Source organism: Spartinivicinus ruber, assembly GCF_011009015.1.
GTDB classification, from domain to species: domain Bacteria; phylum Pseudomonadota; class Gammaproteobacteria; order Pseudomonadales; family Zooshikellaceae; genus Spartinivicinus; species Spartinivicinus ruber.
Genome location: NZ_CP048878.1, coordinates 3545262 through 3558173 on the forward strand (window position 1 = coordinate 3545262; position 12912 = coordinate 3558173).

The following is a 12912-nucleotide window of genomic DNA, read 5'->3' on the forward strand; positions in this document are numbered from 1 at the left end:
CAGTATTTTCGCAAAATAATGACGACTTACGCTATACGCCAAAAAGTGTATTATGTATGTAATATTCAAAACATTGTAACATGCTCGTTTTCCAGCTAAATACCCAAAGCAGTCAGCTGTTCACTTTTTTGCTAGTCTAACGACAGACTATCCGTCAACAAGCCATCCAACGACATTTAGTGAGGCTAATGGAATCATCAATTTACCGCTATATTCTGAAGCACACCCTCAAAGACCAGATATTAATCTTATTATTAACTGTCTTCTCATTTCCTTTGGTGTACGCCACTTTAGAAGTGCCCAAACATATTATCAATGATGCCTTAAACAGTAACAATGTACCTGAGACTGTGTGGGGTTACCCGGTTGATCAGATTGACTATTTATTAATCCTTTGTTTCACCTTTTTGGGTCTAGTGATTATTAATGGTGGGATCAAGTATATATTAAACGTCTACCGTGGTGTGGTCGGTGAGCGTATGTTAAAAAACCTACGGTTTGAGCTGTATAGCCGCATTTTACGCTTTCCTATCCCCCACTTTAAAAAGGTATCCCAGGGGGAAATAATCCCAATTGTAACAGCCGAAACTGAACCCTTAGGGGGGTTTATTGGTGAAGCCTTCGCTTTGCCTGCCTTTCAAGGTGGATTACTGGTTACTTATTTGTTTTTTATTTATAACCAAGACGTGATTTTAGGCATTGCAGCAACAGCACTATACCCTTTACAGCTATACATTATTCCTAAACTGCAACGCATCGTTAATCAGCTGGGTAAACAACGGGTTTTAGCAGCACGACGGTTGGGGGATAAAATCGGTGATAGTATTGGAGGCATCAAAGAAATCCACAGCTTTGGTACCTTTCAGTTTGAGCGCTCAAAGATTTTAGATCGCCTGGATCATATCTTTGAAATTCGCTACAAAATATACAAATTGAAATTCTTTATAAAATTCTTAAACAACTTTCTGGCTAAAGTGACGCCTTTCTTTTTCTATTCTGTAGGAGGCTATTATGTCATTCAAGGTGAGCTATCACTTGGAGCACTCATTGCTGCTCTCGCGGCTTACCAAGACTTAGATGCCCCCTGGAAAGAGTTGTTAAAATATTACCAAACCAAGGAAGACATTCGCATCAAATACGAGCAAATTGTCTATCAATTTAGTCCTGATAATTTGCTTGCCAGCCATATTCAAGATGGGCCTGTCGCCCCTGTTAATCTGCAAGAGCAAAACCTAAGTACTGAACATTTGTATTATGGAGAACACGAAAACGTCAATATCATCGATGATGTCAATATTACTCTGCCTCTTAACCAGCATACCGCCATAGTGGGTAACGACAACAGTGGCAAAAGTGAGCTGGTTCTATTATTAACCCGACTATTAACACCCCGTAACGGTCGTATTAACCTGGCTACAGAAAACTTACAAACCTTGAGCAGTGCAACGTTAAGCCAGCATATCTGTTATCTTGATAATTCGCCTCATTTCTTTTCTGGTACCATTCGACAAAACCTGTTGTACGGCTTAAATATACACCCCCTGGAGTCCAAGAGTCCTGCTTACTCACTGCAAATAGAAGAACCTCAATTCGTTGACAGTTGGTTTCAACCGAGTCAACTGGGTTTTGATAGTAACCAAGCTGTTGATAATTATTTAATCAATATGCTAACCAAGTTAAAAATGGCAGATGACATCTATCATTATGGCTTGCAAGGTTATTTAAACCCTGCCACGGATCAAGATGTCATGAAGCAGGTTATTGAGTTAAGGCGGGCTTTTAGAGATGCTGTGCAAACCTCAGATATGACTGACATTATCGAGTTTTTTGATTGGACCAAATACAACGATAACTTAACGGTGGCTGAAAATATTTTATTTGGTTCCAGCCGAGAAATGATGCTGGATCTCAATATGTTGCATAAAAACACGTTGATTCATCAATTACTAGATGATGAAGGCTTAATGGATACAGCACTCACCATGGGTTATGAAGTCGCTAAAATGATGTTGGAGCTATTTGCCGATGTTGAGCCTGGCAGTGATTTATTTGAACGCTTCAGTTTTATCCAAGCAGAAGAAATTGGTGACTATCAAACATTAATGGCCAAAGCCAATAAAGAGCAGCTTTATAAGCTTCCTCGGCAACAAATCGAAATGCTGCTGTCTTTAGTCTTTCAGCTAACCCCAGCTCGCCATCGTTTAGGTTTGTTATCTGAAGAGATTTGTAACAAGCTACTGAATGTGCGTAAAAAGCTCGCCAAAGCACTAAAAGCCCGTCATACCACCATTATTTTTTATGATTCAGAAGAATATAATGAAGCGCTTAGTATCCAAGAAAATATTTTATTTGGCAAAGCAGTTTATGGCCAAGCACGTGCCCAAGCCAAAATAACTGCTTGTATTGACAAACTAATTGCTTCTCACGATTTAATCCGCCCCATTATGAGCTATGGCTTAGATTATGAGGTGGGTACGGCAGGCACTCGCTTATCCCTTGCCATGCGACAAAAGCTGGCTTTGGCCAGGGCACTCTTGAAAAAGCCAGACTTATTAGTCATCAATCAGGCAACCAGTGTATTGGATCTGGCAACTGAAAGTGAAATAATGAGTGAAGTTAAACATCAAATGGCCAATAAAGGTTTAATCTGGGTTCTCAATCGTGCCGAGCAAGCCATGCACTTTGATCAAACCCTCGTGGTTGATAAAGGCCAAGTCATTGAACAAGGTAATTACCAGCAGCTAATTAAAGGGCATCCCTAATAATTGCCAGTCTTTTTCAGCATGAGGAATACGCCAATATTATCTGAGACCACTCAAAAAACCTTCATTTAACTGCAATAATAATTTATCTTGTACTCATAAGTAAAACAGACAAACCTTAATAAACGGTATATATAATAATGTACTTTTTATAAATACCCTAGGTTATCACTCCCTATCTTCAGCAAATATAACCTTCTAAAAGCTAAACACTCATAATTTGGTGATGAAACACTATCAATGGTTATTTGGATTACCCATATTACATTCCCGTTCATGTAGTATATTAGTTAGCATTTTATTGATTAATTTTTTGCATATTAATACTAGCAGCGCGAGCGACAGCCCTATATCTGAAAACAACAACCGAAAACCCATCACAAAAGTATTATTTATTCTCTCAGAATGGGTAGCTAATACTGACCACCCATTAAATTTAATAGGTGATTTTAGCGTAGCAACCCCTGACTTAGCATTGGCTGTTAAATTGCCACCCGATGAAGGTAATGGCGAACCCCCTGCTCTACCATCAATTGATTCCATTGTTGAACAAATGCAAGCTGGCCAATGGTATTATGTGAAAACCCATAATACCTTAGCTGAAGTATTTCCACCGCAACACGAAGACTGGAGCATTATTGGACCAATGGCTGTACTCACTGCCTGGTCAGGCGGAGCCATTAACGACCACGAATTATTAGTATGGGGGGGCGGCCACGGTGACTATGGTGGTAATGAAGTCTATCTATTTAACTTCGAAAAGCTTCGCTGGCAACGGGCCACTGAGCCCAGCCGCTACAAAAAAAATAATATCAAGAAATGTGTTGATAACCAAAATAACCCTAGCAATGACTGTATTACCCTTGACGGTGCCGCTACCTCAGCCCACAGTTATGATGCAATTCAATATCTACCGAAATTAAAAAAATTCTGGTTAGGTCCTGGCTCAATATATAGAAGTGGTAGAGCATTAAACGATACTTATCTATTTAATACCAAAACCAAACAATGGCAACAACAGATGCGTTTACCTATTTCAGGCTATTTAAGTTCAGCGGTTGAACCTACCACAGGTAATTTATTAATTGCCAATGGAAACTATTTGTTAGGCTACGACCCCGTTAGTCAACAACCGTTATTTAAGTCATTAAGCGGTCCTGACTATGGCGGGGCATCTCCTGGTGCTTATGCACTTAAACAACAGCGCTTTATTCAACTCCTTAACAGCAGTGTGGTTAGTTATGATTTAACCAATGTTGATTGGCAGTCACTCCAGATAAATACTTTTGTTAAGTTACCCATTGAGCCAAGGCATCATAAATTACAAATTAATCACAACGGTGCTTGGCAACCCTTTCAGTTGGGCCAGCAACAACTTAGCCATGAACCAGCCAGCTTCCGCCAATTTGGTATCGACTACGACCCAGAACAAAACCTTTTTGCTTTATGGGATGGCCATAAAAACGTAGTTGTTTTAGACCCTACAACCTGGCGACTGATGGAACTGAAAAACCTTGATCAAACCAATACGCCTTCTGTCTTCAAAGCAGGAACTAGTCAGCGTAAAGGCCAAGGCATCTTTGGTCGGTGGCGTTATAGCCATAAATGGCGTTGTTTCATTGGGTTTAATGATGCCAAGCAAGGGCTTTGGTTATATCGTTTACCTATTATTCATTAATGATACCAACCATTCAGGCACTTGCTCAAAATAAAAGCCTTGCTCAGTGACAGAAAAGTTATCTACTCCTACACCCACTAAACGGCATTTGTCTACTTTTAACCAGACAGTTGCAGCCAAAATATCAGCCGTCAGTTGATTGATATGCCGTTTAAACTGTGGGTTAACTTGTAAATAGGTTTGCGCAGTTTGATAACAGTCATCTATTGAGGGTAAACCGGTTAGTGTTGCAGCTAAATCCAGTGCAGGATTACCCAAACTTATTCGGTGCAAATCAACCAACATTAACTCACCAGTTAAAGTTCGCCGCCAACAGTGTCTATCACAAGCACCTGCAATTAAACTCATGGGCCCGAATAAATGTTGGTAGTCATAGCATAAGCTGTCTAATAACGCTGCTATTAAGCGTCGTTTCGCAGGATTAACTTCGTCTAACAGCATTAAATTATATTCAGGCAACCACTGATGTTGAGCTAATTGGTGATAATCTAGATTGACTCTACTATTATGTAACCTAGCAAGATAATTTAATTGTTCTGCAGAAGATATAGGGGGAAGTGTTTCTGTTTCAACAACGGTTAATTGGGCAGCCTCCATACTGGCTGACACTAAAAGACCTTGCTTATCTAACTGAGGCACTAATTGAGCAGCCACATACTCTGCCACCGAACAATTAAACCACTGGCCTAATACCGGTTGTTGACCGGAACAACGCTTATTGAATTCCTGGGTAAGTTCCCACTGCGATCTAGATAATGTTGTCCCATCCTGGGCTTTTGCAACCACATCCATCACTATTGTTCCCTGTCTACTTACTAGACCCAATCACTGTGGGTAGTCTAAATCAAAAGTCAGGGTTATCATAACAAGGCTCAAACAGTGATGACAAGGCTCTACCATTTAGTCAACAAAATACCAAACAACACTTGCTGTATATAATAATTGACAGGGTTACTTCTTTATTGTTTGGCTTCTATATCAACAACACCAGACTTTTTATATAACTGTTGGTATAGCGGTGTTCTTTTAACTTTTTTTATTGCACCATTAATTTTAGTAAAATCCGCCTGAGCTATGCTTGCTTTGCTAAAAATAAAATGCACAGGGTTGTTGTGTACGACAAAAGGCAAAAGCTCAACCTGACCTTTTTTATCATGTATAGTGGTAAAATAATCAAAATACACCACATCTTGCACAACACCATCAGCCCTATTGTTTAACAAACGAAACATCTGTTTATCATTATCGATATCAGCATAAACGAGCGCTTTAAATTTTTTTTGTTGAATAGCTTTAGCATAGGCAGGCCCATACCATGCACCTAACTGAACATTGAGCCGCATATTCAGCCCAATTAAATCCTCTAATTTGGCTATTTCCCACCGCTTAACCTCCCCTCTGCGCACAGCAATCCTTATTTGCTCAAGTCGATAAGCGGTTGAGTAATAAGCAAACTGCTCTCGTTCAGCCACCCGAGAAGCCAGCCCTAAAAAGTCTACCCGCCCTTTTTGAACTTCATATAGTGAACGCTTCCAGGGTAGCTGCACCAATGTTAAGGGGCAATTGAGTTGTTTAAAAACTGCTTTAATAAAACGTATATCCAGCCCCACCACTTTTCCTTGCGGATTTTTCATCATGTAAGGCGGCAGTTCTGTCCATGCCATCATATAATTGGGTTTAAGACACTGATCTCCCCTGGCCATCTGCACACCAGAAAAGAGTAGGCTCCACCCCCACAAGATTAAGCACCTAACCATTAGCCATCTACTTTATTGCATTAAACTATGCTCTTATTTTAATTGTAGCTAGCCTAATACCATCAGATGGCTAAATAATTACCCTTATCCCCCTGCTGAGCGCATTCCCGAATCTGCTGTAATAGTCAGATTGCGCTGAGAAAGTAACAAGGGGATCCCACCCATCATCAGCATTACCACTGCCAATAATACCAGTGGTGGTATTGTTAGTTGCGTCATGACCATGACCAGTAATGAGGCCCCTACCATTTGAACACACCCCAACATCGCAGCCGCAGTGCCTGCACACTCAGCAAATGGAGCTAACGCTAAACTGGTAGCCGACCCCAAAATTAAGGCAAAACCAACACATGCCATGCCAACAGGCATCATTAAGCTGACGGCTAACGATAACCCCAATGAGCCACTGGCTAACATCAGCAGGCCTGCGCAAACCATCAACAGTAGTCCGATCAAGGTACAATGGTGTTGTCCAATCCGTTGAATCAGCCATGGGGCAGTCATACTAGTCAGTAAAATCCATAAGGCATTCATTCCAAACAAGGCACCATAAGCCAACTTAGAAAAACCAGCTTGCTTGATCAGCACCACTGGTGACCAAGTAACATAGGCTAAAATCATTGTCATTGCCGCCAAACAGCAACAACTATAGTATTGAAAACCCTTATGGCTAATAATGCGTCTATAACTAGTTAAAACCTGATGGATGGGCTCAGAAAAAGCGGGTTTGGTTTCTGGTAAGCCGTAATTAACCAACACTACAACTAACAATGCATAAATAGCCAGGGCGTAAAAACAAGCTTGCCACCCCCATTGAGCAATTAACAGTCCACCCAATAGCGGAGCTAATGCAGGTGCCAAATTAATTGCTCCGAGCATATAACTATAAGCAGCTGCACTTTGTTGCCCCGAAAAACAGTCCCTCACAATTGCAAATGCAGCAACTGAGGTACAACAAGCAGCAAATCCCTGTACTGCACGTACCCACATGAACTCTGTTATTGAACTAACACTTACCGCAAGCACACTACTGACACCGTATAATATAATCCCCATTAAAGCTATATAACGGCGTCCCCAATGGTCAGCCAAAGGCCCTATAACCAATTGACCCAGCCCCATTGCCAACAAAAAAACCGTAATTGTATTTTGTACTTGATCTTGCTGTGCTTTAAAGTGATCAATCAAATTAGGCACAGCAGGTAAATAAATATCAATACCCACAGGAGAAAATAGTACCAATGCAATCAGCGATAATAATAAAGCACGAGAAGTACTTGGCATGACATTATTCAAAAACAACACCTCACTACACTACTACCGACATTGAATAATGAAAAAATAAGGGGCGACCACGCAACTCGCTAGCGGCAATGTTGCTTCCCCTAAAATGAAGAGATAGACCCATATTAATTGATAAAAGTAACTTAGCTAATTTATGATATGGACTCAAGAGAAATAAATTCAGAACTATAATGCCCCAACGGAATATCATAATGAAAGTAGAAAACCTAGCCCGGATTGACCTTAACCTATTGGTCAGTTTACAGGTTTTACTTGAGGAACAAAGCTGCACCCGTGCAGCTGAACGACTACATTTATCACAATCAGCGATGAGCAAAACCCTAGCGCGGTTAAGAGAAGTTTTTCAAGACCCTTTATTAGTGCGTAATGCCCATGGCATGTTGCCTACCACTCATGCAGAACAACTAAAAAGCCAATTACAAGATACCCTACAAAGTGTCTCTCTGTTGCTTGACCCACCCAAATTTGATCCTAAGGTAAGTCGCCGTTATTTCACCTTGACCAGTATTGATAGTGCTTACCAATTATTTTTACCAAGCTATTTTGGACCACTGTTATCAGCAGCGCCCTATATAGAACTGGATTATCGGCCTTGGAGTAAACAATCTGCACACATGTTAACCCAGGGCCAAATTGAACTGGGGATTACTGTTAAAGAAAACGTGAGTAATGTACCATGGCAAAGTCCTGTAGAGCTGCCTCCCAATTTACGAACCCAACCACTGAAAGAGGATTATATGGTTTGCCTAGTGAGGCGCGATCACCCAATCCTATTTAAAAAATCCAGTTGGGACATGGAAACATATCTAGAACTAGGTCATGTTCAAGCTTATTGCGAAGGTGAAAGCAATGGTAAATGGATGCTGGACTTCTTTTTAGCTGACCAGGGATATGAACGCAATATCGCGGCTAAAGTGCCAGAATTTCAAGCAGCACTGACTATTATTCAGCATAGCGACCTAGTTTTTACCGGCCCCAAGCAATTTGCAAACTACGCCAAACAACAATACCCATTAGTTGAATTACCACTCCCCCTGGAATTACCCACTATCACTTATTTGCTGACCTGGCATGAACGATTTGATGAAGACCCAGGCCATCAATGGTTACGAAAAATGCTGCTTGAATATATCAACCCTGAGATGTCAGAGAACTCTGTACAATAGTTGTTTGCACAAGCCTTGATACACCAAGGCTTGTGAAAAGAAGTCTTTAAGGCGCAAAGTTTTTAGGAACATTCTTAAATGGATTATACCAAAGGAATGGGTCTTCAAATGCTAACTGTTTGGGTAACAATGGGTTACTTACTTTATTACCACATAAAAAATTCGGCCATAGGTTATACAATAAAAAAGAACAGTGTATGTACCCGTTATAGATTAATTTTAAATTAACTTTGTTACATATAATGACTTAATATATCCTGATATAAAGTCTCTCGAACCATCCCTGGTATTTTTTTCGTTTTATCAATACCTTGTTGTATCAAATTTATTAAATTGTTATCAACATCCTTACTAAAAGCAAAATAGAGATGGCCTTCTTTCAATAAAAAAACCGTTTCAAAATCATCTGTATTCTGTCTATTTTGTTTGATAAACCAATTACCAACAAATTCCTCATAGGCCCATAAATCGATTCTTTGCTTGACCAGCATGTTCACAATTGAGTTAGCATTGGCTTGAGAAATAAACTTATGTCGTGGGTAACCTGCCTCCAACACGAGCTGCTCACCCACATCATCACGGATGCCAGCAATGTTGTAATTGTGCATCTCTTGCTTGAACTTAATATTGATTTGCCTGGCTTTAACAGCAATCAATACGATACGGGTCGGCGAAATAGGACCTGCCCATTTGAATAATGTTTCTCTTGCTACAGTGCGTGTGGTACTAAACAAAACTATATTGGGTCCTTTTAATACTTGTTGATAACCACGGGCCCAAGGATACACTTTGATACTATCGCGCCTTAATGTGATATCTTGTAGTTGCGTGGCAGCAATCAGCAAATCCACCGCAATGCCTTTCAAAATACCACGATCAACAAAATTATAGGGTGGGTAAGCTTCTGTAATAAAAGTTAGTTTGGAAAATTTTTTCTTTAAGTCAGCCGTTTCCTCAGCAGCTAAAATAGGCACTTCTATACAATAAGCCAGAAAAAGCAGCAATAAAACTAACCTTTTCATTGCGACATTAAAAAAGGGTAGCCTCATTGTCTACCCCCTTGTTAAACCTCTATACAATAATAACTACATATATCCACTTAATATATCATCGTGTAAAGTTTTTCCTATTTTTCCAGGTTCAGCTTTCACCTTGTCAATCCCTTCCTGAATCGTTGCAACCACAGTATCAGGAACATCTTTACTAAAGGCATAATACAGCTCACCTTCTTTTAAGACATAGACAGTAGCATAATCATCATTATTCAAGCTGTTTTTCTTAATAAACCAGCGAGCAACATTTTCTTCGTAGGCCCACATATCCACTTTATTACTCGCTAGTTTCTTCACTACCGAATCAGCATTTGCAGAGGATTTGATTTTACTTTTATCAATACCTAATGCTACAACCAGTTGTTCTCCCACATCATCACGAATAGCAGCAATTTTGTATTTCTTTAAATCATCAGGAGAGTTAATGGTGATATTACTCGTTTTGGGTGCCAATAGCACAATACGTGTAGCAGTAATAGGGCCTGCCCACTTAAATAGCTTTTCCCGTTCTTCGGTCCTGGTTGTCGCAAACAGTACAATATTAGGCCCATCAACCGCATTACGATAACCTCTAGCCCAAGGATAAAGCTTTATTTTATTGCGAGGCACGGGTTTATTAACTTTTTGTGTAGCGGCAACTAACAAATCAACTGAAATACCTTTCAAAATACCCTCGGTTTCAAAATTATAAGGAGGATAAGACTCAGTAATAAAGGTCAGTTTCCCTAGTTCCTCACTTTTAACACTATTTCCCACCAGCATTAAAACTGTAAGCAACATAGCTTTTACGCTATTGTTAAACATCACTATTACCCCTTTCATGTATTGGCAATTTAATATACCCAATCGTAGGGCTATAAATCGCTCGCGAAGGGTATACTTATAGTGTAAGGGTTGACGAGTATATATTTATATTTTTTTACAGTTAAACAGTACTTAATGTTACCAATTGAGATAAAGCGATTTACACAAACGAATGAAAAGTAAGTGTAAGCAACATGTTAAGCTATTGCAGATTATTTTAAATATTTTTGTTTGATCTGATCATAACGACCAGAGTCTTTGACTTTTTCCAGCGCTCGCCTCAGTGTTCGCACCAAGTCATCAGGAGTTAAAATGCTCATGGCCATATAGAGCTCAGAAGAAAGATCCTCTATAAAAAATGCCCGTTTATAATTCTCTGGTTTAAACCCAAGCTGTTTAGCCGTATGAATAAATGCCACCTCATCAAATGGGGTTAAATCAATCCGTCCTTTGGTTAATTTTTTTAAATTGAGGGTATCACTGTTGGTTAACATAATCTGTTCCCCCACATCAAACCCATGATTAACCAAATAGTCTTGCTTGACATCATTGGTAACCCCACCAATGATATATTGCTTAGCTTCTTCCAGTTCTTTTATCTGAATATCTTCTCGCGAGGCCAACTTCCATAAATAAACACTATATGGTGTAATTGTGCCTATCCATTTAAAATGATGCTCCCGATCACGAGTTCTAGCAATTGAATAGATTAATACATTAGTTTCTTTAAGTGCGAGCTTATAAGCCCTGGCCCAAGGATAAAGGCGTATTTCTGCCTTAATACCTGCTTTGGTTAGCACTTCTCGCACCACTTCGGTGGCCATACCCGACACTTTGCCATCAGGGGTTGGAAACTGAAAGGGTGGAAAATCTTCCGTCACCACCAATAAAGTATTAGCAGCAGCACAACCAACTGAGTTCAACATACTCAGTTGCAGGCATAACATCCCAATGAATAGTGTTCTCCACCTCATAAGGGTAACCAAAAAATTCAGTCATATTATGAACAAGTTAGACCCGGTTTTACTATCTGGCAACGTAACTGTCATCATTTTAACATGCACTTAGCTCAGTTAATTGAGGCAGCCCCCCATGAGGTGCATCTGATAAACCAATTTATCGACTAACAATACTTTTTCGATACCTTGGAACTGCTGCAAACCACCCTCTATAGTAAGCTGGTATTGCCATTGATCTTGACTAAATTGTTTAGGGCCACGCAAAGGGAGCATCATATCAGGTTGTTGCAAAGCCTTCTGTAAAAAGGCAAATACAGGTTCACAGACTTGCGATGGGATAATATGGCCAAAATACAGCATTTGCCATAAGGGTTGCTGGTTTAACCACACAACCTCTTCCCCACCAAACTGGCGAAAGCCGAAATAGTGGTCGCGATAATGATAATCACCTTCAGTATACAAAAACTGTCGACTTTGATCGCGGCAGGGTTGCCCTTCATTCCCTCCAATCCATTGATAGCCGGTGGCTTTTGCTGATCGTAAAAATGCCACAAGTCCTTCGTGATCCATAATTTATCCCTGGGTTAGCCAGTTCTTATTCCTATACACTTTGATAGTGCAGCTGAGCCATGCCTGGTCTATCTCAGTCAACCTTTTAAAGTTAGCATCTCAACCCAGATATTTCACCAGACCACAGAAAATTTCTGTGCAATCCAAGACATATCCAACATAATGCAATGGCCTTTAAAGGTTTTACTTTGTGTTACAGTTTATTAAACTATCTGATGAATTATTTGCTATATAAAGTAACTATTTGCTTCGAATATTTTTATTACGCTTCCTCAATTCATTGAAATATTTTCTATTTTAGCAAGCTGCCTATTAATACCGCTCTCAGTTTATCTTTTTCATATAGCTCTCAATAATTTTCATTTGAACTCCAAAAGAACATAACATGCATTAGGCGCCTTCATTATATTGCTGACAGGCGAGTTGATTCACCTTATACGATACTTACCCACAAGCAAAATCAGTTGATAAAACCTAAAGCAAGGCTAAGTATTGTCACTGTCTTTTTATAAAAAAATTGAGTTACGACAGTTGCGTTATTTTCTTAAACTTAAAGTTTTCGTCAAACTCAATCATGAAGCGACCATGAATACCCGCTTTGGTGACATAAGGTTGTAAACATTTGGCAGGAAATCGAACTGTACGACCATCAATAGAGGTAGCCACTACATCACGGGCTGTGCCGCGATATAAAGCTAAAAACTCGTCTGCTGGAATAGTTAACTCTACAGTAATGGTTGACATTTTTTGTATTTTTTACCTCTTCTCCCATTAGAGTTTATCCCCTACACCCTCACCTCAGCCCTCTCCCAAAGGGAGAGGGAGCAATAAGTGCGTTCTGCGACAATTCCTAAGGTAT

General features: G+C 39.9%; 11 protein-coding genes. 3 read left to right on the plus strand and 8 right to left on the minus strand.

Translation table 11 applies throughout. The features are described 5' to 3' along the window. Positions 1-188: 188 nt before the first annotated feature. Both G4Y78_RS16290 and G4Y78_RS16295 read left to right on the plus strand, forming a co-directional pair. A complete protein-coding gene (locus G4Y78_RS16290) occupies positions 189-2762 on the plus strand; it encodes an ABC transporter transmembrane domain-containing protein (RefSeq protein WP_163834028.1) in 2574 nt (857 codons plus the stop codon). Positions 2763-3063: 301 nt separating this feature from the next. Next, entirely contained in the window at positions 3064-4440 is a 1377-nt protein-coding gene (locus tag G4Y78_RS16295) for a hypothetical protein (protein WP_222937509.1), read from the plus strand. Here G4Y78_RS16295 and G4Y78_RS16300 read toward each other — a convergent pair. The 3 genes from G4Y78_RS16300 to G4Y78_RS16310 form a co-directional block, all read right to left on the minus strand. Next, positions 4423-5232, minus strand: a complete 810-nt coding sequence (locus G4Y78_RS16300) for a hypothetical protein (protein WP_163834030.1) — start codon at positions 5230-5232, stop codon at positions 4423-4425. The two genes, G4Y78_RS16295 and G4Y78_RS16300, sit on opposite strands and share 18 nt — an antisense overlap. 167 nt (positions 5233-5399) lie before the next feature. Further along, positions 5400-6197 carry a substrate-binding periplasmic protein gene (locus G4Y78_RS16305; protein ID WP_163834031.1) on the minus strand — a complete coding sequence of 266 codons (798 nt, stop codon included), beginning with the start codon at positions 6195-6197 and terminating at the stop codon, positions 5400-5402. A gap of 84 nt (positions 6198-6281) precedes the next feature. Beyond that, positions 6282-7493 carry a multidrug effflux MFS transporter gene (locus tag G4Y78_RS16310; protein WP_163834032.1) on the minus strand — a complete coding sequence of 404 codons (1212 nt, stop codon included), beginning with the start codon at positions 7491-7493 and terminating at the stop codon, positions 6282-6284. 200 nt (positions 7494-7693) lie between these two features. Here G4Y78_RS16310 and G4Y78_RS16315 point away from each other — a divergent pair, with 200 nt between their 5' ends. Further along, a complete protein-coding gene (locus G4Y78_RS16315) occupies positions 7694-8668 on the plus strand; it encodes a LysR family transcriptional regulator (protein WP_163834033.1) in 975 nt (324 codons plus the stop codon). A gap of 233 nt (positions 8669-8901) precedes the next feature. Here G4Y78_RS16315 and G4Y78_RS16320 read toward each other — a convergent pair whose 3' ends face one another. The 5 genes from G4Y78_RS16320 to G4Y78_RS16340 all read right to left on the minus strand — a co-directional run bounded on the left by G4Y78_RS16320 (position 8902) and on the right by G4Y78_RS16340 (position 12797). Further along, positions 8902-9717 (minus strand): substrate-binding periplasmic protein, encoded by an 816-nt coding sequence (locus tag G4Y78_RS16320; RefSeq protein WP_222937510.1) that lies wholly within the window; start codon positions 9715-9717, stop codon positions 8902-8904. A gap of 36 nt (positions 9718-9753) precedes the next feature. Continuing rightward, complete coding sequence (locus G4Y78_RS16325; RefSeq protein ID WP_222937511.1) at positions 9754-10524, minus strand: substrate-binding periplasmic protein; 771 nt, start codon at positions 10522-10524, stop codon at positions 9754-9756. A 212-nt stretch (positions 10525-10736) separates the two neighbouring features. After that, positions 10737-11450 carry a substrate-binding periplasmic protein gene (locus G4Y78_RS16330; protein ID WP_163834035.1) on the minus strand — a complete coding sequence of 238 codons (714 nt, stop codon included), beginning with the start codon at positions 11448-11450 and terminating at the stop codon, positions 10737-10739. A gap of 147 nt (positions 11451-11597) precedes the next feature. Beyond that, positions 11598-12053: a DUF5680 domain-containing protein gene (locus G4Y78_RS16335; RefSeq protein WP_163834036.1), complete on the minus strand. Its 456-nt coding sequence runs from the start codon at positions 12051-12053 to the stop codon at positions 11598-11600. Between the two features lie 522 nt (positions 12054-12575). Further along, entirely contained in the window at positions 12576-12797 is a 222-nt protein-coding gene (locus G4Y78_RS16340; protein WP_178124464.1) for a DUF2835 domain-containing protein, read from the minus strand. Between the last annotated feature and the right edge of the window lie 115 nt (positions 12798-12912).